Source organism: Hafnia alvei (assembly GCF_034424155.1).
Taxonomy (GTDB): Bacteria; Pseudomonadota; Gammaproteobacteria; order Enterobacterales; family Enterobacteriaceae; genus Hafnia; species Hafnia alvei.
Window position 1 is genome coordinate 3085122 of sequence record NZ_CP139992.1, and the last position, 22305, is coordinate 3107426.

The window sequence follows — 22305 nt, forward strand, 5'->3', positions numbered from 1 at the left end:
AGATAAATGAGAAATTATTCATCTAAATATATTGGGCAATCACTAGACTGAAGTCATATGACCGTATGGTTATTAGAACTAAGCCCGGTGTATATGCAGAATTCCCTATCGTTGATGATAAAAACGGCCTCTTTCGTGCATGGTTTCGTTGCAATGAAGATACTACTGCCTATGAATTACAAGCTGCTGATGATGGTGAAATTACATGTTACGGGATCTACAAACATGAAGATGGCATCGCTTATCTAATTAATTCATTCTCAAATATAGATGAAGTTAATGTAGATGGTTTAAATGTCATTATGGCGCACTTCCCTTACCTGCCGGATAAGTTAGGTGTAAGTGTTAAATACACACTAATGATGAATACGGAACCCCCTTATAATTTCGAATTTTATGCAAGAGTGAAAAAAGAATTTTATTTGGTTTCAAAAATATCTGACATAAACAATATTTCAAAATTAGAAAAAATGAATATCAACAAATTTCCTAATGCAATGATTAGCCTGAACACTCTATTAAGCAAGAACTACGCACCAACGCTATAGCAAAGTGGGGAAGTATGAATATCAATCTTGCAACAATATCAAAGCTTCGTAGCCTCCACGAAGAAACGTCAAATTTGTTTGGGCTGGCTGCCACACTGCATGAAATAGCTGACGAAAAGCTGGACGCAGATTATCTAAATTTTGTTGGTTCTCTAGGCGCTCTACGCCAAGGGATACTAAAACTTAGCACAGCTCTATATGAATTAAATGAAGAGGTATCCAAGCATGAGTGACTTACAATACTTATCAACTAACTCAGTAAATTTAGCATCCAACATCATTTCATGCATTAAGGGGATTAGAAATTCAGATGATGATCATGATGCTGAAGTGCAACAATCAATGGCCCTAACTTTTGCAATTGAGCTAGAGCATAATCTAATAAAGCTTGATGAACACCTAATTAATACTAGCTACGGTAAAGTAAGTGATAGTGGGTGTATAGATAAAGCGCTAGAAGTTGGCTGTATGTTGGGGCAAATAAGATCTGTTTTATCCTGCGCGCTTGAAGGTATTACTGACTCTGATATGGCAGGATTAATCGGCGGAGCGATCACCATTACCAACACCGCACAAGAAACACTTAAAAGTTAATTTATTAATTAAGCAAAAAAAATAATTACAGCCTAATGGCTGGGGCTAACTGCACCTAAATTTTAGAATAAGGCATATATGAACATTCAACAAAAGATTGCTCAATATAGAAAATACCTCATCGATACCAAGCTTAATTCAATGCTGCGAAAGACAAATAGTCATTGCACTATTGTTACCTTAGGGGATGGGGCTATGCGTACAGTTGAGTTATCAGAATCAACATTAAGCAAGGGACTAGAAATATTTTTTGAGCGTTCCGCGCTAGATGTCAATAAACGTTCCGAAGCCGAACCGATGATTTTAGAAACCTATAAATCACTTTTAAAAAAAGGTAATGACAAACTAAATGATGAAGGTCATGAGTTCATGAATAACCTCGTCAAAAACATTGCCGAGTTAGCCAACGAACGCGGCTTATTTAATAAGGAGTGAGCATTGTGAAGAATAAAAGATCGCTAGAACAAATGGTCGAATATATGAAGAGCAGTGGCACTCATGTCCCCGAGTGGCTTCTTGATATTAATCGCTTAAGTTCAGGAGCGGAGTTATCACGCGATGAAATGCTGGAGTATGCAGAGTGTTTCTGCTCACAGGCTCGTTCCGTTGAGGCTCTCACCTATTTAATCGAATGCGAGGAGCGTTTCGGTCTGGCTGCTAATGGCGAGCACATATTTGTTCACGGAAACGTCATTATGCAAATAGACAAGGGTGTAATCGAAACACTCCTTCAGTGCCAAATAGAAGCCACGATTTTAGAGAAGCGTTCAGCCGATCGCTACATATCAGTCATGCAGTTTTATTTGGACGACCGCCTAAAGCGAGCAGAGGAAGGGTCTACATGGATGGTTGATTTCATCGATGAGGTTCTTATTTCCGGTTCGAAATTTTTAATCAGCGGTGAAATTCCACCAGCTAAAGAAATGCACTGAGGGGAGCGGCAATGAATAGCACAACAGAATTAGCTAGCAATTATAAAGCCCAGATTCTCCTCACGTTGGAGAACGGGAAAATCATCAGTGAACGACTGCTACAAAACGGTGAAATGGTAGCTACGATTCCGGTTTTCATTGAGCTGGCCGAGATGGCTGGTTATCAAATTACCTGCAGCACAAGTGAGGCGAACAATGGCTAAGAAAACTGAGCTGGTGGCTGTTGAAGCCAAAGACTTGAAAGTTATTGAGTATCGTGGGCTGCGCATAGTGACCACCGAGCAAATGGCCGCGGGATATGGCACTGATGTCACCAATATCAAAATGAACTATTCGCGTAATGCTGATCGCTTCGTAGAGGGGAAACACTTCTTCAAAGTCACCGGCAAAGAATTAGCAAATTTGCGGGTATCTTTTAGTTACCTGCAAATCTCTACTAAAACACGCTCCCTGATGCTGTGGACAGAGCGCGGCGCGGCAAACCACGCGAAGATGCTGGAAACCGATCAGGCGTGGGGATACCACGAGGACTTGGTTGAGTTCTACTTTACCCAGCGTAATGCGATTACAGCGCCAGCGGCGATCGGACGTAAAGAATTAGCGTTAATGGTTATCGAAGCCGAGGAACGAGCCGAAGCAGCCGCACTTGAGAATAAAACCCTCAATGCCACCGTGGAAAGCTTGGCGAAACACTTCACGAAAGGCATGACGATCCCTGCTTTCTGTAAAGCTCTAAACGGCGTCAATGTAAGCAAAATGTCATGGTGGGCTTTTCAACGCAACTGGTTATACAACGCCCAGCGAGATCCTGAAAAGCCCCCGAAGTGGCGTGTTGCTTCTTATGCCCGCGATAAATATCTGACTGAAGAAGAAACGCAGATTACACCGCATGGGGCAGACGAGTTTACCCGATTTACGCCAGTGCTACTGGAGAATGGTTGTCACCGACTTTACCGGTTGTACATGAAAGGTGAACTGCCAATGAAAAAGACATGGAACGGCGAGTTTAGTCACGACAAAGCCATTTACACACCGGAGGCCAAATAATGCTTATACCAACGGATATTCTTCGTGCCGCTCTGTGCTGCGTGGCTGCCGAGAACGAACAGCGCACTTACCTGCAAGGGGTATACATCACCCCAACCCATATTAAAGCGACTAATGGGCGTGCTGCTGTAATGATGGAACATGGCGCTGATACTGAAATTGACGCTGTCTTTTTGGTCAGCGGTGTTATTCCAGATGATGCTGAGGGAACACTAATCACACAGACGAATGGTGAATGGTACGCCGCGCACATGAGCGATGATGAAACAATAATCGGTTATAGCGATCTCAAACTCGTTGCCGGTCGCTACCCTGACTTTGCCAAGCTGTTGCCTGAGAAGCCAGAACCTTGCACCGAGTTCCCGATGTTTGCAGCCCAACTGCTGGCGTTGCCTTATTTAATGTTTCGTAGCGGGTTTGGCCCCGTCAAATTCAAACCTTATGGCAAGACGGCGCCATGCCAACTGATTTTAGATCCGGTGACCAATCACCTATATGGCAACCCGTTTCTAGTGATCATGCCGTTGCACGATAACGCCTTCGAACTATGTGCTGAGGTGCTAAATGAAGATTGATTATCAAGACCACGGTGTCATTGCAACGATCACAGTGACCAGTACTGCCTTTGAATTCCGCCGTCATAACCGTGTAGTCGATGCCGCATTATTTGCGGCTAATGTTAAAACTTATCGCTCGGGTCTCTTCTTTATGAAGTCGGTCATATCAGGCAAAACCGCTGTTGTGATGCGCGCCTATAAAGCTGTTATGCGGGAGGTCTAGTGATGAATAGCAATATGTTTGAACTCACGAAGACAATCAAGGCCGCAGTGTCTGGTGGCTCATCTGGCATCACCGACGCTATTTTTGCTGCAGGATATCGAAAGCCTGATCGCAGTGTTGAAGATGCCGTGATGCTCACCATTGAAACGCTAGCAGGGTTTGAAGGTGCAGACATTCCTTGGGAGCAATGGCCAAAGAACCTTGATGGAATTTTAGTTAACGAACTGAACGAGCTGGTTGAGGTGGAATGTCACAACGCAGATGGATCAGCAGCCCATATAGCAAAAGCAGTGTTGAGTGCTGGTTATCGTAAGGTAGGTGAATAATGCCAGTGTATTGCATTGCTAATGTAATGGGGGCACAACGTTTTACAGGTTCGATTCCCGGCACGGAGATGAAACCATGACACACAACATGAGCCCGGACTCACTAGTTGATCTGAAATTCATCAAAGCGGACACTGGGTTTGGTAAAACCTTCATTTATGACCGAGTGAAGGATGGAACCTTGGCTAAACCAGAGAAGATTCATGGTCGCTCGCGCTGGCGCTATAGTGACCTTTGCGAATTCAAGAGCCGCCTCCTGTCTCGCTCAGGTGGGTAAAATTATGGGTAAATAATTTTACACATAGATTAAAACTTATATATATCAATCCACTGAATATTAACTTCGAAGTATGCAGGGGACACCATTCTGAGTTCTCAAACCATCTCACGAAGTCCATTATTCCTTTAAATTCAAACAATAAAATTGGATCATAGTCTAAGGAAGTCTCATTCTTTCTACTGGAATCTATACACTCTTGCGATAAGCCACAAACGAATCACTTCCCGTTCTTAACGGCTGATGAGATTCCCGAATTTGTGGCTGCTTAGAAAACTATCAGGGAAGCCAATTATCGAAGTACGCCACACAGCTGCTGATGCTGATGCTGATGCTGATGCTGACAGGAGTAAGAACTATTGAACTGCGCGCCGCAGAGTGGAAAGAGTTCAATCTCGATAATGCTCTATGGGAAATACCAAAAGAACACATAAAAAAACGTCGTCCCCATTTGGTTCCTCTATCAAAGCAAGCAATTGACATACTGAAAAAACTAAAAGTCATCTCTGGCAATTACACACTGGTTTTTCCTGGTCGCAATGATGTGCGTAAGCCAATGAGCGAGGCGACTATAATATAAATTCATCAAGATGATTGGCTATCATGGCAGATTAACCGGTCACGGATTTCGACATATGATGAGCACAATTCTGCATGAGAAGGGTTTTGATAGTGCTTGGATCGAAATGCAACTTGCGCATGTTGATAAGAACTCTATTAGAGGAAATTATAATCATTTTATTTATATTGAACAAAGACAACAGGATTTATTCTGTCACCTTTATTAACAGAGAGTTCGACGTCAATTATAGATTTACTATCAGGAAATTTTCTGACAATATCTATTGCTTTCAAAAAGTAACCCTCATACTTTTTACCCCCCTCGTAAATATAAGGGATTCCTTTATCTACTGTAGCAATCATTCCTTTGCCATAAGCCATTCCTGCATATTTATCCTCTATAATTACACGTTCTAAAGAGTAAGAGTCTTTTTTTAACCTCATTTTATAATATTTTAGATTTCGTCCCTGCAACACTTTCATTACTAATTTAAATAATAGGTCATTAGTTCTACATCCAAAATATATCATTTAAACTACATATAGGCGCGCCATAAATTTCATTATTAACTAAACTTTTCAAATCTCTCTTTATAATATCTCTATTTTCACCGCGATATTTATAAACCCTCATTGATAATTTCCTTAAAGCCGCCCAGTCCCAACATGCAAATTATAGTCATGTGTACCACGTTCTATTTTTTTGAAAAAAACCTTTTTGTCATTAAATATGGACTTCAATAACTTCAAGTTTTTCTCACCTGCAGAATATCCTAAAATAATACAGTCAATAGCATCATCGGAATAATCACAAACTCTATAATTATCACTATCATTAACCGCTAATTCAGAATGAATTAATCTATATTCGTCCTCATATATCCAAGGGAGTGATTTTGAAAAAATTATATCCTTAGCTGCATTACTTCCATCATATAATCCATTCATTAAGTTTACTGGGCTATTGCTGTATTTAACATCACCATGTTGAGATGGTAATAAATCTTTTAAAAGAATTTCTTTTTTAAATCTTATACAATAACCTGAGTGTGAGCCAGCATAATGAGACCATAGCAAAGGGTTAGTTGCATTTTTAGAGAAACAACAGACAAATGATCTTAATAATGCGCCTGACACTATATTAAATACGGGGGATAGCTCATGATTTTCAATCCCATATTTTTCAAGCTGAATTTTCGCTGCATTAAATTGGCTATCAACAATATTCTCTAGAAGGCTGTGGTCATTTTTAGCCATCTCGACAAGAGAGCTTTTTGTTGGATTATTTATTATAAAATTCTTTATAGACTCTCTGCTGGTCAAAGTAACCGGAACATTCATTGAACAATCAAAAGGATCATTAAAATTACTCCCTCTTGAAAACCAAATTTTATTATCTTGTAATGCATTGAGATTGTTTATACTAAACTCACGATATTTATAAATATACAAAGCGCCCACCATAAAAAATCACATAATCCATGATTGTTTGATCATACCTCAAGTACATCAAACATTAAAATGACGAAAACGGCACTACACCGCACCCGCCTGCGGCTTTTGTATCTGAAAAATTTTTCAGTTTTATTTTCTACAACTCGGTAGGCTAACCCGCGCCACTACTAGGATTCAGCAAAGGAATACAAACTGAAAACATTGAAAAGGATTTCAGTGTTTTTCAGTTTAGCCTCTTAATAGCTCATTCATTAAGACAAATAACCTATTGAAATAAATATATTTTTTAGTTTTCGCGACTAGAGTTTTGTTTTTTGCAATTTGTCATGACATAAAAAAACCGAGCAGAATGCAATGCTCGGCTAACGGCAAACTTTTAATTTTATCTTGTGTAAGCCATGCAGCTTTTTTCTTTCGCCTCTGGACGTCTTGAATACGAGCACGAACATAATCACGGTATTTATCCAGAACGGAGGAGGCTCAGGGTCTTGACGTGTATTCTGGAAGCTCAGATTTTACCTTCAGGTAGCGCTTGGCGGTGTTAGGAGAGATGCCTAGTTTTTTGACGATAGCCCAACGGCTCAGTTTTGCACCGTTGGTAACACTCCCCCCATTCCGTTCCCGCTGCTGAGTTCGGTCTATTAGTGGTAGTTAAGTGTTTACAGTTAGTTAAGGGTGCAAGAGAAGAGAACTACTAAGTACGGTTTCAGAGTGGCTTGTGAAAAGCGTAATCTCATATATTTTTCGCATTTTTTGATGAGTAGAAATTTAAGTTAAGGAGTAAGAAGTAATTTTAGGCCATATCAGGGATATAAAATGAGCTGGAACAAGCAGGTAGCAATATCGTATTTGAGGACGCATGCACTCGGCAGATCGCATAGTGAATGTGCCAGATTTACCCGACTAGCAATTCTGGCGGGCGGTGTTGATATTGGTTCGCCAAACTCGCATTACGCAAAGGACTACGGTGCAAATCTGATAAGAGCGGGATTTAGCGAGGTGCCACCAGGCTCTATGTTGCTTCCCGGTGACGTGGCAGTGATTCAACCTTATCCCGGAGGTAATGGGATTGGTCATATGACTATGTATAACGGTATGACTTGGATTAGTGACTTTGTTCAAAGTGGTATGTATCCCGGCCCTGGCTATCGCCGCTTGCACCCGTCTTTCAAAATCTATCGGATGAACTGATGAAAAGATTACTTTTGCCGGCTGTCATCTTGCTGGTAGCATGCAGCTCGGTTCCCAATCAAAACCAGCAGGCGACCAAACAGGCCAAAGAGTTTTACACGTCGTATCTGACGCAATTCGGTAGCAATGTCACGGCACCATACCCTTCTGATAAACTTAATAAATACGTATCAGCCGATACGATAGGCCGTATTAACGCTATCCAGGATATTCCAGAGCAAGAGCTAATGGAGTCTGATTACTTTACCTACGTGCAAGATTATTCAAGTGATTGGGTTCCACAGTTGCGCGTTGAGGGTGCAACGCCATTTTTGGGCGGAGAAGTGGTTCAAGTAATGGAAGGTGTTGAAAACGGCGGCTATATCCATCTTGAGGCGTTTTTACGTCGTGAGGATGGAATCTGGAAAATCTACCGAGTGCGCGATGTAACGAACAACCATGAGCATCCGATATTTAGCAGTGGGGCCATCGCTCAGGCAAAAGCCCTGAAAAAAAGTGGAAGGTAATTTAATTAACAATAAGGGGCTTAAGCAGATTTGCTCGTACCCCTTTTAACTGTTCAGAAGGACTCTCCTTTACGGACAGTCTCAATCATAGCGTTTTATGCATTCGCAAAGGTTGATTATGTTTTTATGAACGGCCATGATTTACGAACAAATCACCCAGAGAATTTAGCATAGCTGTTATTCCTTACCTAATGTGTATCAACCAGCGACTAGACTGTAAAAAATCAGCACCAGCAAATCGTGGCTGCTGGTTATGCTCTGGAAGATGACTTTGTGTTTGTTGATGAGAATGTTAGCGGAACGGCCCCCGCAGAACAAAGACCAGCGTTGATGGGGGCAATCCGAACTGCTCGCCGTAATGATATATCTGTAGTAGTCGCAATTGACTGTCTAGGGCGCCACACTATCGACGTGCTAAGCACTGTCGAGACCATCAAGGCCAAATGCGCAGCAAACTATGCTTTTGCGCGGTTGGCAATGATATCTTCGGCCACGTTGCGCGGTGCTTCGGCATAATGGTGAAACTCCATACTGTAGGTTGCGCGCCCCTGAGACATCGATCTCAACGTGGTTGCGTAACCAAACATCTCGGCCAGCGGAACGTCAGCACGAATAATCTGGCTGCCAAACCGCTCTTCCATGCCCTGCACCATGCCGCGACGGGAAGAGAGATCGCCCATGATGTTCCCTGCGTACTCTTCCGGCGTTTCCACCTCGACGTGCATCACCGGTTCCAGAATGGCCGGATCGGCTTGGCGCACGCCGTCTTTAAAGCCAAAGATCGCCGCCATACGGAAAGCCATTTCCGAAGAGTCGACGTCGTGATACGAACCAAACGTCAGGGTCGCTTTTACGTCCACCACCGGATAACCCGCCAGCACACCGTTGCTCATGGCTTCGCGCAGGCCTTTCTCCACGGATGGAATGTACTCGCGCGGCACCACGCCGCCTTTAGTGGCATCTTCAAACTTAAAGCCGCTGCCCGGCTCAAGCGGTTCCAGACTCAGCACCACATGACCGTACTGCCCTTTCCCGCCGGACTGACGCACAAATTTACCTTCGATCTCTTTCACCGCTTTGCGTAACGTCTCGCGATAAGTCACCTGCGGACGCCCGATATTGGCCTCAACGCCAAACTCGCGTTTCATGCGGTCGACGATAATTTCCAGATGCAGCTCGCCCATTCCGGAGATGATTGTCTGACCGGACTCTTCGTCCGTGTGCAAGCGGAACGACGGATCTTCCGCCGCCAGACGCTGCAATGCGATACCCATTTTCTCCTGATCGGCCTTGGTTTTCGGCTCGATCGCCAGCGAAATCACCGGTTCTGGGAATTCCATGCGCTCAAGCGTGATCACGTGATCCGGATCGGTCAGTGTATCGCCCGTCGTGACATCTTTCAGTCCAACACAGGCGGCAATATCCCCCGCCCGCAGCTCGTCGACTTCATGACGATCGTTGGCATGCATCAGCACAATGCGTCCAATACGCTCTTTTTTCCCTTTAACCGGGTTGTACACCGCGTCGCCTTTTTTCAGCACGCCGGAATAGACACGGATAAAGGTCAGTTGACCAACGTACGGGTCGGTCATCAGCTTGAACGCTAACGCCGAGAACGGTTCATCGTCACTCGGATGGCGTTCCGCTGGCTGCCCTTTTTCATCCACGCCATCAATAGCCGGAACGTCAAGGGGCGACGGCATCAGTTCGACCACCGCATCAAGCATGCGCTGCACGCCTTTGTTTTTAAACGCACTGCCGCACAGCATCGGCTGGATCTCACCTTTGATAGTGCGCTTGCGCAGCCCTTCAATGATTTCCGATTCGCTTAGCTCGCCTGTTTCCAGATATTTATCCATCAGAGCATCAGTGGCTTCCGCCGCCGCCGAGACCATTTTGTCCCGCCAGATTTGCGCAGTACTCAGCAAATCGTCTGGTACCGGACCATAGCTGAAGGTCATTCCCTGAGTGGCATCGTCCCACAAAATGGTGCGCATTTTGATGAGATCGACCACGCCGGTAAAATGCTCTTCTGCACCGACAGGAATGACAATCGGCACCGGATTAGCTTTCAGGCGGTCAATCATCATCTGTACCACGCGGAAGAAATCGGCTCCCTGACGGTCCATTTTATTCACGAACGCCAGACGCGGTACGTGATATTTATTTGCCTGTCGCCAGACAGTTTCTGACTGCGGCTGTACACCACCGACGGAGTCATACACCATCACCGCGCCGTCGAGCACGCGCATGGATCGCTCCACTTCAATGGTGAAATCCACGTGCCCTGGGGTGTCGATAATGTTGATCCGGTGCGGTTCAAAATTTCGATCCATACCAGACCAGAAGGCACTCACCGCGGCGGAGGTAATGGTAATCCCGCGCTCTTGCTCCTGCGCCATCCAGTCTGTTGTTGCCGCGCCATCGTGAACTTCACCCATTTTATGGCTCATTCCGGTATAAAACAGAATGCGCTCGGTGGTCGTCGTTTTACCGGCATCGATATGCGCGGAGATACCGATGTTGCGATAACGTTCGAGAGGGACGGGTCGGGGCATGATAAATCCTTAGTCAGTTTGACTTAAATAGAACAACCGAAATGGTCGTCTGTGTGTTCGTCTGTTATAATAGTCCTATTGTACGAGTATATACGAACTATTTTTTTAAGGATGAGCCTATCATTAAGATAGCTCAAACTGTGCGCTAACTTAGGAAGCCTATGATTGCTAACCATCCCGAACCTGAACAGATCACGTTGGAAAATGTCCTATTAGCCCTCGGTAACCCGCTAAGACTGGAGATCCTCCGCCTGCTCGCCGACGGCGGCGAACTCAGCTGCAACGCGCTACGTCCAGAAGAAATTGCCAAATCCACCATGACGCATCACTGGCGTGTATTGCGCGACAGCGGCGTGATCTGGCAGCGTCCACAGGGACGCGAGAATATGATTTCTTTACGTAGAGAAGATTTAGATACCCGTTTCCCAGGGTTGCTGGATACGTTACTGAGAGTGATGCAATAACCTTTGCTTCTATGCTGGGTGGCACTCACGCTAACCCAGCCTGATTTCTACAGCCGCGTCGAGCACGACTGCTGCCGATCTTGACCCAACGCCATAATACGATTGTCTCCCTTTGCTCCTATTCCCTCACTCACGTCCTATCAGCTCACTATTAAATTTCCCCCCTCAAAATCCCCATCACGAATACCTTTTACATCATCACGAATATTCCAGAATTGGATGAGTCATCCGATGAGTGGCTTATAAAACCGAATTAAAACTCTAAAAAAACCAATATAACCAGACGATAAAATTATAAAACAAAATTTCACTGATATAAATATCTGACAAGAGTAGGCCTAAGTATACTTTTGCTCAAGAAAACGAAGGCGCACCATAAAGCGCACCAATAATATCTTCACCTCTGGTCATCTAATAATAATCAGCACTAGACAGGTAGAAGAGTTACGCGGTTTTAGCCTGCGGCTGCCGCTGAGCAACATCGCTGAACAACAGAGCTCCCTTAATTTGGCCATTGTTCATTCTGTTATACGTATATTGAAGCGCGGAGTATTTCCGTTTTTTAACCATTCGTTTTTAACATAGAACGTAAAAAATGATAGTAGCCTAATGATGATTGTGGAATTTGAATTTTCAAAGTTAATAGACCGCCTCCTTCCTCAATCTATGCGGCTCAATGCCGTAAGTCATATATCGAGATTTGACTCGTTATGCTGCTGACGCTATCGCTAACCTAAGATGAGTTTCATGCTTGATTTGGACATAAACATAAAATGAAAATTACCATGAATGATGACAAGAGACACAACAAGATTTCCATTATTACGGATAACGAATACCTAAAGTTAGGTCTATTCTCCTTACTTGACGATCTTGACCCAAAAATCATCGTCAATAAGGCTATTTTTATTGATGTAGATAGTTTGAAACTTATGTCAGATCTTGGGATTATTTTAAAAAATGCCTATGCAAACCGTACATCAGTGATCCTTATTTGTTCAGCCGGCGATATGTCGATGGTATTAGAGCGATTACCGCATATCGATATTAATGCTCCGCTGTCAGTTTGGATGCGTGATATGCCCTCGTTGCTCAGATCAAGCTTAACTTATTACTTCATTAAAGAGTTCAACGATCTTATTTGTGTTAAAAAATTGGGCTCAATGAAAATGGCTATTATTCTTATGGCAAATAAAGGATGGACGTTTAGCCTGATAGCCAGAACGCTTAGAATTTCGCATAAAACGCTTTACCGCTATACGGGTGGACTCGTCTCATACTTTAATGTGAAAAATATCAACTTCTTATTTTATTTTTTGAGAGCGAGATTTCCGCCCTCTTATTTTGATTCGCGTTTTGGTGACTATTCACCAAGAACGCCGTTGTTGTCATTCGTTGCAGGGAAAGTTCTTCCTCAACACCCTGCGCGAGTTGCACCACACTTGCCCCAACCGTAGCCAATACTGGCCGTTTAATAATGATTTAATCATGATGTAATTAAGGAGCTATTTTATATGAACATGGGTTCATCAAAATTATTGATCTTGGGATCAATCTGTCTGTTGGCTGCATGCTCAACTCAGCCAACAAAGAAGCCTCAGAGCAACAACCATAAAACAGCTGCGGCAACGACTGGGTATACGAATGCAAATACACCAACGGATAATTATATTGCAAAACGCACCGCAAACTTGACCGGCATCACTTTGGCTTCAACCAATAACGTTTGTGTTGACCACTTTAATTTCCTCAGAGAGACACAGGCTCCTCAATATCAAAAATATACCAAAGACTATGGTGACATTGGCAAAGGATATCGTTTCTTGAACGTCAATAAAAACATTATGGATAACGACGCCAAAGAAGTTTATACCATGTCGCTTGAAATGAAATTAGATACATTATGTTCAAAAGTGCAATACACCGGATATTCCGTTGTTAAAGGAAAAATAAAAGAACTCGCCGGAATTTAATTCCACATAAAAATAGATTTCTAGCAAGAGCCCTTCTTTTAAGAAGATAGGGCTCTTTGTGTATTTCATAAAAATATTACATTGGTATTCGTTATGAGAAAAATAATTTCACCTAGAGGGATGAAAATAACCTCTTGGGGGATAATCTTTATTCAGGTTCTTACACCATTGTTAATTTCCGCCAGCTCTGTTGCTCGGGCCACTGAATATAACAATATGGAGGAGACAATTCTTGGGCTGCAATCCGTCGTTGATAATAATGCGAAAACGATCATTCAGCCGACGTCTCCTCTAATAACGAAAGAAAAAAAGAACCTGCCAGCGTTAACCACAACGCCAGAATTTCAATCTCTTTTTCCGCCGGAAACAACTCCGACGCCTTCAGCTCCCGTAAGCATAACACCAGAACAACCTTTATCTCATTTGCCCTCTCTCGGCAGCGATGCAGCTTCCCGTGATTCAGCGCCAGCCGCCGATCTCACGGGTAATGCAATGCAAGCAGGGCAAATTCTCTCCAGTGATAACGTCACCAATGCATCAATTAATTATGCTAAAAGCATTGGCGAGGGATTAATTAATCAGCAAATCAACGATTGGCTGAACCAAAAAGGTACTGCGCGCGTTAGCGTAGGTTCTGATAATAAAATTGCAGGCGATATGTTACTTCCCATCATCGGGGATAATGACAGTCTGTTCTTCTCTCAGGTTGGGCTTCACGGAAATGAAGACCGAAATACCGCTAACTTAGGCCTCGGCTATCGTCAGTATATTGGCGATTGGATGTACGGGGTTAACACCTTCTACGACTACGATTACACCGGCAAAAATGCGCGACTCGGCGTTGGCGGCGAAGCGTGGACCGATTATTTGAAACTGGCGGTTAACGGCTACTATGGCTTAACCGACTGGCATCAATCTCATCTCTCGGACATGAAGGATTACGATGAGCGCCCTGCCAATGGTTTCGACCTACGTGCAGAAGCCTACTTGCCGTCATACCCCCAGCTTGGGGCGAATATCAAATATGAACAGTACTTCGGCAAAGGCATCGATCTTGGTACAGGCACAAATCCAGATGATTTAAAAAATAATCCAAAAGCCCTGACGCTAGGTTTGAACTATACGCCGGTGCCATTAGTCACCATTAAAGGCGAACACTCCGTGGGTGATAAAGATGATAGCCGCATTGGACTAGACATCAATTATCGCTTTGGTGTGCCTTGGGCGCAGCAAATCAGCGCAGACTCCGTTGACGCACTCCGCAGCCTGATGGGCAGCATGTATGAGTTTGTCGATCGTAACTATGAAATTGTAATGCAGTACCGCAAGCAGGATTTACTGCGTATTTCCCTGCCGAATAAAGTGACGGCCAAAGCGGCTGAAACCATCATCCTTCCATTGACGGTTTCTAAAGCCAAATACGGTCTGAAAGACGTTGACTGGACGGCATCAGCAGAATTCCTAGCGAACGGTGGTTCATTCCGAAAATTATCGTTAACGCAGTTGGAAGTTAAATTACCGCCCTACGTCTATACCAAACGCGCGAATGCCGCTCAGGGTTACGTGATTAAAGCCGTTGGCGTCGATAACAATGGTAACAATTCGAATACTGCGGCAACTACGATTAACGTGGAGCCTTCTAAGAATATCATTAGTGAATTGGCGATTACCCCATCAGGTTCGGTTCCAGCCAATGATTCTGATTACTTCACCGTAACGGCCTTTGTTCGTGATGAACAAAGCCAGCCGATGGTGGCTGAGCCTATCACTTTTGATATTGATAACCTTAAAGGCGCAGACGGGCGCTCAGCGGCCACATTGTTTAAAGATGGACGTTCCAGCCCTCAATCGTTGACGGTTAACACCGACGGCAACGGTAAAGCGACGGTCTTCGTACGGAGCAAACTGGCAAAAATCGGCGTCATTACGGCTACCATGAATAATGGTAACTATAAGTCGGGTCAGGTTGAATTCATTGCCGACGCGGCTTCCGCGCAGATCAGTGCGCTAGAAATCATTAAAAACCACGCGCTGGCCGATGGGAAAAGCACCAATAAACTGCAAGCCACGGTAAAAGATGCCAACGGCAACGCGCTTGCCAATGTGCAGGTCGGTTTAGATGCAACGCACAATGCCAGCCTAGTGAATGGTTCAACGATGATGACCGATTCCGAAGGTCAGGCCATGGTGTTAGTCACCAATGCCATCGTCGGTGATAGCACCATCACGGCACGTATTAACGGCAGCGCCAAAACCCAAGCAGTGACGTTTATTGCAGACAAATCAACGTCTGTGATTAGACAAGGTGATATGACCGCGACTCAGGACGCTATCGCCAACGGCACCGCAACCAACAAGATTACCGCCAAAATCACCGATGCTAATGCGAATACCGTTTCTGATGTCACGGTACATTTCACCGTCAGCAACGGGGCCAAAATCACCACGGTGAAAGGCGTGACCGGCGATGATGGGATTGCTACGGCGACGGTGACCAGCCTCAAGGCGGATACCTATACCGTAACGGCGCGAATTCAAGAATCAGGAAATAGCGCTCAAGCGGATACTCGCTTTATTGCTGATAGTTCAACTGCAACCATCACCGATAGTAATTTGACCATCGATCCGAACGGCGCATTGGCCAACGGCGTAAACACCGACAACGTAGCCGTTATCGTTACCGATGCCAATAATAACCTCGTACCAAATGCTACGGTGAATTTCGTTGTCGCATCTGGCGCAACCATTACCACGGTGATCGGCACCACCGGCGCAGACGGCAAGGCGACCGCAACGGTCACCAGTAGCACATCCGGCACATACGCCGTCACAGCGACGGTTAACGGGCATTCAGCCAGTAAAGACGCGGTATTTGTTGCCGATAGCGGCACAGCGACCATTACGTCTGGCGATCTGAAAGTCACCGTCGATAACGCGTTGGCCAACGGAACCGCGATGAATGCGGTACAAGCCAAAGTAACAGATGCGCATGGCAACACCGTTCCCAACGTTACGGTGAATTTTACCGCTGACCACGGCGCAATTGTCACCACTGCATCAGCGGTAACAGACGCCAGCGGCTTGGCCAGCACGACCCTCAGCAATATAACGTCGGGAACAACCAACATTGTTGCCGCCATTAACGGCACAAGCCAGAATGTAAATACTAACTTCGCACCGGACGATTCAACGGCAACGATCACCAAGGGCAACCTCGTCGTTATCCAGAATAACGCCAAGGCCAACGGAAGTGATGCCAACTCGGTACAGGCGAAAGTTACCGATGCCAACGGAAATCTGGTACCAAATGCCACGGTTAACTTTAGCGCTAATCATGGTGCCACAGTCGTTACGGCATCAGCGATCACCAATGCGCAGGGTCTTGCCAGCACTGAGCTGACCAATACGCTGTCGGGTGCCGCTACCGTCACGGCGAAAATTAACGGTCAGAGTATCGCCGTTGATACTCAGTTTGTGGCCGATGGTTCAACGGCGGTCATTGTCAAAGGCGATCTAACGGTCACCGCTGATAACGCCAAAGCCGATGGGCATGCAACCAATGCGGTGCAGGCGAAAGTCACGGATGCAAACGGGAACCTTGTGCCTAATGCGTCGGTCAGTTTCAGCGCGGATAACGGGGCGACTATCGCAACGGCCACCGCCACCACCAACGATCAAGGCTTAGCAACGACGTCGCTCACCAACTTGACGACCGGCGTAGCGAAGGTTACCGCAACCATTAACAGCAGCAGCCAAGTCGTAAATACTCACTTCGTGGCTGATGATGGCACCGCAACGATTGTCAGTGGCAACCTCACCGTTCTGGTGAATAACGCCAAAGCCAACGGCGCAGACACCAACTCGGTTCAGGCGAAAGTCACGGATGCCAATGGTAACCTCGTCCCAAATACCGTGGTTAGCTTCACGGCAAATCATGGCGCAACGGTGATCACGGCTTCTGCTACCACCAATGAAAACGGCCTAGCAACGACAACACTAACCAACGTGAGCGCGGGGGTCACCAACGTTTCCGCCGCGATTAACGGGAATAGCCAGAATATCGATACCACGTTTGTGGCCGACGATAGCACCTCGACGATTGTTAAAGGTGACTTAACGGTTATCATCAACAATGCTAAAGCCAACGGTACGGACAGCAACAAAGTTCAAGCCAAAGTGACAGACGCCAATGGCAACCTTGTTCCTAATACGCCGGTCAACTTTACGGCGAATAATGGTGCAACGGTGGTGACTGCATTAGTCACCACGGATAGCCAAGGGTTAGCAAGCACTTCCCTCACCAACATCACGGCAGGCATCACCAAAGTAACCGCAACGGTCAACGCCAATAGCCAAAATGTTGATACAACCTTTGCCGCCGATGACAGCACGGCAACCATTGTCAGCGGCGATCTCACTATCACCATTAACAATGCAAAAGCCAACGGCACCGACGCGAATAAGGTTCAGGCCAAGGTAACAGATGCCAATGGCAACCTCGTTCCCAATACCGCCGTCAGTTTCGCCGCCGATAACGGCGCAACGATTGCCACAGCGTCAGCCATGACGAATAGTCAGGGCTTGGCTAGCACTACTCTGACTAACGTCAAGGCTGGAATCACCACCGTCACCGCAACCATTAATGGCGATAGCCAAAACGTGGCGACCACCTTCGTGGCTGACGACAGCACGTCAACGATAACCAGCGCGAACTTAACGGTTACCGTGAACAATGCGAAGGCCGATGGCGTTGATATCAATACGGTGCAGGCTAAGGTCACTGATGCGCAGGGAAACTCGGTTCCTAACGCAACGGTCAGTTTCACAGCCAATAACGGCGCAGGCGTCGCGACGTCATCCGTCACGACCGATGCTCAAGGACTTGCCAGTACCAATCTGACCAACGTGACAGCTGGGATCACCAAAGTGACTGCTGCCATCAACGGCACAAGCCAAACGGTGGACACGTCCTTTGAGGCGGATGGTGGAACTTCAACTATCACCGATGGCAACCTAACCGTAACGCTTAACAACGCCAAAGCCGATGGCTCAGCCACCAATGCGGTTCAAGCAAAAGTGACCGATGCCAAAGGCAACGCGGTGCCTAATGTTGATGTCAGCTTCAGTGCCAATAATGGCGCCACGGTTATCACTGCAACGGTCACCACCAATGCTCAAGGCTTAGCGAGCACAACGCTAACCAACGTTACCGCGGGCACCACCAAAGTAACGGCGGCTATCAACGGCAATCGCCAAAGCGTTAACACAACGTTTATCGCCGATGATGGCACCTCCACCATTACTGATGGCAACCTGACCGTGACCGTCAATAATGCCAAAGCAAATGGTTCGGCAACCAATGAGGTTCAAGCAAAAGTCACCGATGCCAACGGCAATACGGTGCCAAACGTTGAAGTGCGTTTCTCTGCTAACAACGGTGCATCGATTATTGATGCCGCTGTAATGACCAACGAAAACGGCGTAGCGGTAACCACGCTCACCAACGTGACTGCGGGAAATACCAAGGTCACCGCAGTGATTAACGGATCGAACCAAACCGTTGATACCACCTTTGTCGCGGATGACACGACTGGCACCATCGTCAACGGCAATTTAACGGTCACCGCAGACAATGCGAAAGCTAACGGCACCGCCACCAATGCCGTTCAGGCCAAAGTGACCGATGCTAATGGCAACCTTGTGCCAAACACCGTGGTGAGTTTCACCGCCACTAACGGCGCAACGGTCACTACCGCATCGGCAACCACTAACACTCAGGGATTAGCAAGTACCACTCTCACTAACGTGAAAGCGGGCGTGACCAAAGTGACAGCCACGATTAACGGCGATAGCCAGACGGTAGATACCACGTTTATCGCGGATGATACGACCGGCACCATCGTGAATGGCGCGCTGACCGTTATCGTCAACAACGCCAAAGCCAACGGTACCGACAGTAACAAAGTTCAGGCTACGGTCACCGATGCTAACGGAAACCTTGTACCAAATACCGTGGTCACCTTCGCGGCAGATAACGGCGCAACGGTCACCACCGTATCGGCAACCACGAACGCACAAGGGTTAGCAAGTACGACGCTGACCAATGTGCAAGCGGGTATCACCAAAGTCACTGCGAGCATTAATAGCAGCAGCCAAACGGTAGACACCACGTTTGTGGCCGACGATAGCACCGGAACCATTGTCGCAGGTGATTTAACGGTTACGGTCAATAACGCTAAAGCCAACGGTTCAGACACCAACGCCGTTCAAGCTAAAGTGACAGATGCCAACGGCAACCTGGTTCCGAATACGGCAGTCACCTTTGCAGCCAATAACGGCGCAACGGTCACCACCGCATCGGCAACCACGGACGCCCAAGGGCTGGCTAACACCACGCTGACCAACGTCAAGTCGGGGATCACCAAGGTTACCGCCACCATTAATGGCAATAGCCAAAACGTGGATACCACCTTTGTCGCCGACGACAGTACCAGCACCATTGTGGATGGCGCGTTAACGATCACCGTTGATAATGCCAAAGCCAACGGCACAGACATCAACAAGGTTCTGGCTACGGTGACGGATGCCAATGGCAACCGAGTACCCAATACCACCGTTAGCTTCTCGGCAGACAATGGCGCTGCGATTACCACCGCAACGGTAACCACCGACGATCAAGGCTTAGCGGCAACCACCCTCACCAACGTGAAGGCGGGGATCACCAAAGTCACTGCCGCGATTAACGGCAACAGCCAAACGGTAGATACCACGTTTGTGGCCGACGACAGCACCGGTACCATCGTGAGCGGCAACTTAACGATTACGGTGAACAACGCCAAAGCTGACGGCACGGAAACTAACGCGGTTCAGGCTAAGGTTACCGATGCAAATGGCAACCTCGTTCCAAATACCACGGTCAGTTTCACGGCTAATAACGGCGCAACGGTGACGACCGCATCGGCAACTACCGATGGTCAAGGACTCGCCAGCACCACGCTAACCAACGTTAAATCGGGGATCACCAAGGTTACAGCCAGCATTAACGGCAATAACCAAAGTGTGGATACCACCTTCGTGGCCGATGACACAACGTCTACGATTGTGAGCGGCGACTTAACGGTGACCATCGATAATGCCAAAGCCAACGGCACGGACAGTAACAAAGTTCAAGCCAAGGTAACGGACGCCAATGGAAACCGAGTACCGAATACCGCCGTCAGCTTCGTAGCAGACAACGGTGCAACGGTCATCACCGCATCGGTCACTACCGACGACCAAGGTCTGGCAAGCACCACGCTGACCAACATCAAAGCGGGGATCACCAAAGTCACGGCAACGGTTAACGGCAACAGCCAAACGGTAGATACCACGTTTGTGGCTGACGACAGCACCGCGACCATCGTGAACGGCGACTTAACGGTAACCATCAACAACGCCAAAGCCAACGGCACGGACAGCAATAAAGTTCAAGCCAAGGTAACGGATGCCAATGGCAATCTCGTGCCGAATACCGCAGTTAGTTTCGCGGCAGATAACGGCGCAACGGTCATTACCGCATCAGTGACAACCGACAGCCAAGGTTTAGCGAGCACCACGCTCACCAATATCAAAGCTGGCGTTACCAAAGTTACCGCCACCATCAATGGTAATAACCAAACGGTAGATACCACGTTCGTGGCCGATGACAGCACGTCTACCATCGTAAGCGGTGATTTGACGGTAACCGTGGACAACGCCAAAGCCGATGGTACTGCCACCAATAAGGTACAGGCCAAGGTCACGGATGCGAATGGCAACCTAGTGCCGAATGTTAACGTCAGTTTCACGGCGGATAACGGCGCAACGGTAACAACCGCAGCAGTCAGCACGGATGCGCAAGGTCTAGCAACCACCACGCTGACCAACATCACGGCGGGGATCACCAAAGTCACGGCGGCAATTAACGGTCATAACCAAACGGTAGATACCACCTTTGTAGCGGATATCACTACTGCAGCGGTAACTACCGTGACGCTCGACGACAGCGTGACCGATAAAATAGCCAACGGGACCGATTTCTTTACCTATACCGCTATTGTTAAAGACGCGCATGGCAACCTCGTTCCGAATGCAACGGTGAACTGGTCTCAGGACAAAGGTAATACCGTAACATTACAGGCTGCGAGCAGCGCGACCGACGTCAACGGCAAAGCAGCCATGGTACTGACCAGTACCTCTGCAGAAGCATTATTGGTGCAAGTGTCCGCATCCTTAACAAACGGAACGCCGGTTGATGCCAATCAGAAAGTTAACTTCAAACAACAGCTAGTGAAATTACATGGAGTGACTAAGAACGCGATAAACAATGCCATGATCCCAAATACGAAGATCGAGCTCTCTTTATCTGAAAATAACGCAAATCCGGAATACTCCGTGACCAGCGGTACCGATGGTAAATACGAGATCAGTATTCCGCAGGGGGTTTATTATGTGAAAGCCAGCGCAACCGGCTTTATCACGTTAGATTCAACGCTCGATATCCAAACGGTTACAGACCAGCAGAAGGACTTTGTTCTGTCGCCAAACTTAGATGGCAAAGCGGCGCGTATTGTTCTCACGTGGAATGATAAACCTGCTGACCTTGATTCCTATCTCTGGGTGCCTAAGGTGGGAAATCCAACCAGTTTAATAAAGGTTAATTATGGTTCTAAATCACCAGCCGGTGCAGATGCAACGCTAGATGTGGATGCAAGAAATGGCTATGGCCCCGAAACTATCACGGTAGATAGCATGCATCCGGGCGTGTATTGCTACGTCGTCAATAGATTCAGCGCATCACCTGTTGCCTATGGTGGCGCCAAAGTTAAGCTTTACTTATCCGATGGAACATCGCAGGAGTTTAAAATTGAAGATGCAACCGGCGCCACTGATAACATGTTGAATTGGACCGTGTTTAAAATTGATACAACATCTGGCCAAACTGACATCAACGTAGTAAATACACTAGCGAGTTCAGGAAATAATGGGGACTGCAAGTAAGACTAACTAACAGTTGATGAATTTAAGACAATAATATCAATGGCGCTAAAATTATTTAGCGCCATTTTTATTAGA

The 22305-nt window shown here is 46.5% G+C and carries 21 protein-coding genes and 1 pseudogene; 19 read left to right on the forward strand and 3 right to left on the reverse strand.

Annotated elements, in window-relative coordinates; all coding sequences use genetic code 11:
• Window positions 1-65 precede the first annotated feature (65 nt).
• The 12 genes and pseudogenes from U0008_RS14440 to U0008_RS14495 all read left to right on the forward strand — a co-directional run.
• Complete coding sequence (locus U0008_RS14440; RefSeq protein WP_043494389.1) at window positions 66-548, forward strand: hypothetical protein; 483 nt, start codon at window positions 66-68, stop codon at window positions 546-548.
• A gap of 14 nt (window positions 549-562) precedes the next feature.
• Window positions 563-781, forward strand: coding sequence for a hypothetical protein (locus U0008_RS14445; protein ID WP_043494391.1), 219 nt, complete (start codon window positions 563-565; stop codon window positions 779-781).
• A complete protein-coding gene (locus U0008_RS14450) occupies window positions 774-1142 on the forward strand; it encodes a hypothetical protein (RefSeq protein ID WP_043494393.1) in 369 nt (122 codons plus the stop codon). Before U0008_RS14445 ends, U0008_RS14450 begins: the two co-directional genes overlap by 8 nt.
• Before the next feature lie 78 nt (window positions 1143-1220).
• The gene (locus U0008_RS14455; protein WP_131000276.1) at window positions 1221-1577 is read left to right on the forward strand and encodes a hypothetical protein; all 357 of its coding nucleotides are present in this window, start codon (window positions 1221-1223) and stop codon (window positions 1575-1577) included.
• 5 nt (window positions 1578-1582) lie between these two features.
• On the forward strand, window positions 1583-2074 hold the full coding sequence (locus U0008_RS14460; protein WP_043494396.1) for a hypothetical protein: 492 nt from the start codon (window positions 1583-1585) through the stop codon (window positions 2072-2074).
• A gap of 11 nt (window positions 2075-2085) precedes the next feature.
• The gene (locus U0008_RS14465; protein WP_043494398.1) at window positions 2086-2277 is read left to right on the forward strand and encodes a hypothetical protein; all 192 of its coding nucleotides are present in this window, start codon (window positions 2086-2088) and stop codon (window positions 2275-2277) included.
• Window positions 2270-3121: an ORF6N domain-containing protein gene (locus tag U0008_RS14470; RefSeq protein WP_039185306.1), complete on the forward strand. Its 852-nt coding sequence runs from the start codon at window positions 2270-2272 to the stop codon at window positions 3119-3121. Before U0008_RS14465 ends, U0008_RS14470 begins: the two co-directional genes overlap by 8 nt.
• Window positions 3121-3696 carry a hypothetical protein gene (locus tag U0008_RS14475; RefSeq protein WP_048797492.1) on the forward strand — a complete coding sequence of 192 codons (576 nt, stop codon included), beginning with the start codon at window positions 3121-3123 and terminating at the stop codon, window positions 3694-3696. The genes U0008_RS14470 and U0008_RS14475 overlap by 1 nt, the downstream gene beginning before the upstream one ends.
• Window positions 3686-3901 carry a hypothetical protein gene (locus tag U0008_RS14480; protein ID WP_025797635.1) on the forward strand — a complete coding sequence of 72 codons (216 nt, stop codon included), beginning with the start codon at window positions 3686-3688 and terminating at the stop codon, window positions 3899-3901. Before U0008_RS14475 ends, U0008_RS14480 begins: the two co-directional genes overlap by 11 nt.
• A gap of 2 nt (window positions 3902-3903) precedes the next feature.
• A complete protein-coding gene (locus tag U0008_RS14485) occupies window positions 3904-4227 on the forward strand; it encodes a hypothetical protein (protein ID WP_039185301.1) in 324 nt (107 codons plus the stop codon).
• 76 nt (window positions 4228-4303) lie between these two features.
• Entirely contained in the window at window positions 4304-4504 is a 201-nt protein-coding gene (locus U0008_RS14490) for a helix-turn-helix transcriptional regulator (RefSeq protein ID WP_025797631.1), read from the forward strand.
• Window positions 4505-4710: 206 nt separating this feature from the next.
• Window positions 4711-5292, forward strand: a pseudogene (locus U0008_RS14495) (tyrosine-type recombinase/integrase); the annotation flags it as partial.
• Here the strand turns inward: U0008_RS14495 and U0008_RS14500 are convergent.
• Both U0008_RS14500 and U0008_RS14505 read right to left on the reverse strand, forming a co-directional pair.
• Complete coding sequence (locus U0008_RS14500) at window positions 5243-5596, reverse strand: hypothetical protein (protein ID WP_155273779.1); 354 nt, start codon at window positions 5594-5596, stop codon at window positions 5243-5245. The pseudogene U0008_RS14495 and the gene U0008_RS14500 overlap by 50 nt on opposite strands.
• A 114-nt stretch (window positions 5597-5710) precedes the next feature.
• A complete protein-coding gene (locus U0008_RS14505; RefSeq protein WP_226930238.1) occupies window positions 5711-6529 on the reverse strand; it encodes a DUF2971 domain-containing protein in 819 nt (272 codons plus the stop codon).
• Window positions 6530-7336: 807 nt separating this feature from the next.
• Between U0008_RS14505 and U0008_RS14515 the strand changes: the two genes are divergently transcribed.
• The 3 genes from U0008_RS14515 to U0008_RS22555 all read left to right on the forward strand — a co-directional run bounded on the left by U0008_RS14515 (window position 7337) and on the right by U0008_RS22555 (window position 8733).
• Window positions 7337-7711: a hypothetical protein gene (locus tag U0008_RS14515; protein WP_043494400.1), complete on the forward strand. Its 375-nt coding sequence runs from the start codon at window positions 7337-7339 to the stop codon at window positions 7709-7711.
• Window positions 7711-8217 (forward strand): YqhG/Tai3 family protein, encoded by a 507-nt coding sequence (locus tag U0008_RS14520; RefSeq protein ID WP_043494402.1) that lies wholly within the window; start codon window positions 7711-7713, stop codon window positions 8215-8217. The genes U0008_RS14515 and U0008_RS14520 overlap by 1 nt, the downstream gene beginning before the upstream one ends.
• Window positions 8218-8490: 273 nt before the next feature.
• On the forward strand, window positions 8491-8733 hold the full coding sequence (locus tag U0008_RS22555) for a recombinase family protein (protein WP_412101729.1): 243 nt from the start codon (window positions 8491-8493) through the stop codon (window positions 8731-8733).
• Here the strand turns inward: U0008_RS22555 and fusA are convergent.
• Window positions 8673-10775 carry an elongation factor G gene (fusA, locus tag U0008_RS14525; RefSeq protein WP_043494405.1) on the reverse strand — a complete coding sequence of 701 codons (2103 nt, stop codon included), beginning with the start codon at window positions 10773-10775 and terminating at the stop codon, window positions 8673-8675. The two genes, U0008_RS22555 and fusA, sit on opposite strands and share 61 nt — an antisense overlap.
• Before the next feature lie 161 nt (window positions 10776-10936).
• On the opposite strand from fusA, the gene U0008_RS14530 reads away from it, so the two are divergent.
• From U0008_RS14530 to U0008_RS14545, 4 genes are all read left to right on the forward strand, one after another.
• A complete protein-coding gene (locus U0008_RS14530) occupies window positions 10937-11239 on the forward strand; it encodes an ArsR/SmtB family transcription factor (RefSeq protein WP_043494408.1) in 303 nt (100 codons plus the stop codon).
• A gap of 785 nt (window positions 11240-12024) precedes the next feature.
• Complete coding sequence (locus U0008_RS14535) at window positions 12025-12696, forward strand: helix-turn-helix domain-containing protein (protein WP_226930237.1); 672 nt, start codon at window positions 12025-12027, stop codon at window positions 12694-12696.
• 57 nt (window positions 12697-12753) lie between these two features.
• The gene (locus U0008_RS14540; RefSeq protein WP_043494410.1) at window positions 12754-13212 is read left to right on the forward strand and encodes a YuaE family lipoprotein; all 459 of its coding nucleotides are present in this window, start codon (window positions 12754-12756) and stop codon (window positions 13210-13212) included.
• A 216-nt stretch (window positions 13213-13428) separates the two neighbouring features.
• Complete coding sequence (locus tag U0008_RS14545; RefSeq protein WP_051874165.1) at window positions 13429-22230, forward strand: inverse autotransporter beta-barrel domain-containing protein; 8802 nt, start codon at window positions 13429-13431, stop codon at window positions 22228-22230.
• Window positions 22231-22305 lie beyond the last annotated feature (75 nt).

Coding starts and splice junctions, on each gene's coding strand:
- U0008_RS14455 (WP_131000276.1), top strand. CDS start 1,221: ATGAACATTCAACAAAAGATTGCTCAATATAGAAAATACCTCATCGAT.
- U0008_RS14505 (WP_226930238.1), bottom strand. CDS start 6,529: ATGGTGGGCGCTTTGTATATTTATAAATATCGTGAGTTTAGTATAAAC.
- U0008_RS14540 (WP_043494410.1), top strand. CDS start 12,754: ATGAACATGGGTTCATCAAAATTATTGATCTTGGGATCAATCTGTCTG.
- U0008_RS14530 (WP_043494408.1), top strand. CDS start 10,937: ATGATTGCTAACCATCCCGAACCTGAACAGATCACGTTGGAAAATGTC.
- U0008_RS14500 (WP_155273779.1), bottom strand. CDS start 5,596: ATGATATATTTTGGATGTAGAACTAATGACCTATTATTTAAATTAGTA.
- U0008_RS14475 (WP_048797492.1), top strand. CDS start 3,121: ATGCTTATACCAACGGATATTCTTCGTGCCGCTCTGTGCTGCGTGGCT.
- fusA (WP_043494405.1), bottom strand. CDS start 10,775: ATGCCCCGACCCGTCCCTCTCGAACGTTATCGCAACATCGGTATCTCC.
- U0008_RS14465 (WP_043494398.1), top strand. CDS start 2,086: ATGAATAGCACAACAGAATTAGCTAGCAATTATAAAGCCCAGATTCTC.
- U0008_RS14445 (WP_043494391.1), top strand. CDS start 563: ATGAATATCAATCTTGCAACAATATCAAAGCTTCGTAGCCTCCACGAA.
- U0008_RS14490 (WP_025797631.1), top strand. CDS start 4,304: ATGACACACAACATGAGCCCGGACTCACTAGTTGATCTGAAATTCATC.
- U0008_RS14535 (WP_226930237.1), top strand. CDS start 12,025: ATGAATGATGACAAGAGACACAACAAGATTTCCATTATTACGGATAAC.
- U0008_RS14470 (WP_039185306.1), top strand. CDS start 2,270: ATGGCTAAGAAAACTGAGCTGGTGGCTGTTGAAGCCAAAGACTTGAAA.
- U0008_RS14480 (WP_025797635.1), top strand. CDS start 3,686: ATGAAGATTGATTATCAAGACCACGGTGTCATTGCAACGATCACAGTG.
- U0008_RS14515 (WP_043494400.1), top strand. CDS start 7,337: ATGAGCTGGAACAAGCAGGTAGCAATATCGTATTTGAGGACGCATGCA.
- U0008_RS14545 (WP_051874165.1), top strand. CDS start 13,429: ATGGAGGAGACAATTCTTGGGCTGCAATCCGTCGTTGATAATAATGCG.
- U0008_RS14520 (WP_043494402.1), top strand. CDS start 7,711: ATGAAAAGATTACTTTTGCCGGCTGTCATCTTGCTGGTAGCATGCAGC.
- U0008_RS14440 (WP_043494389.1), top strand. CDS start 66: ATGGTTATTAGAACTAAGCCCGGTGTATATGCAGAATTCCCTATCGTT.
- U0008_RS14450 (WP_043494393.1), top strand. CDS start 774: ATGAGTGACTTACAATACTTATCAACTAACTCAGTAAATTTAGCATCC.
- U0008_RS14485 (WP_039185301.1), top strand. CDS start 3,904: ATGAATAGCAATATGTTTGAACTCACGAAGACAATCAAGGCCGCAGTG.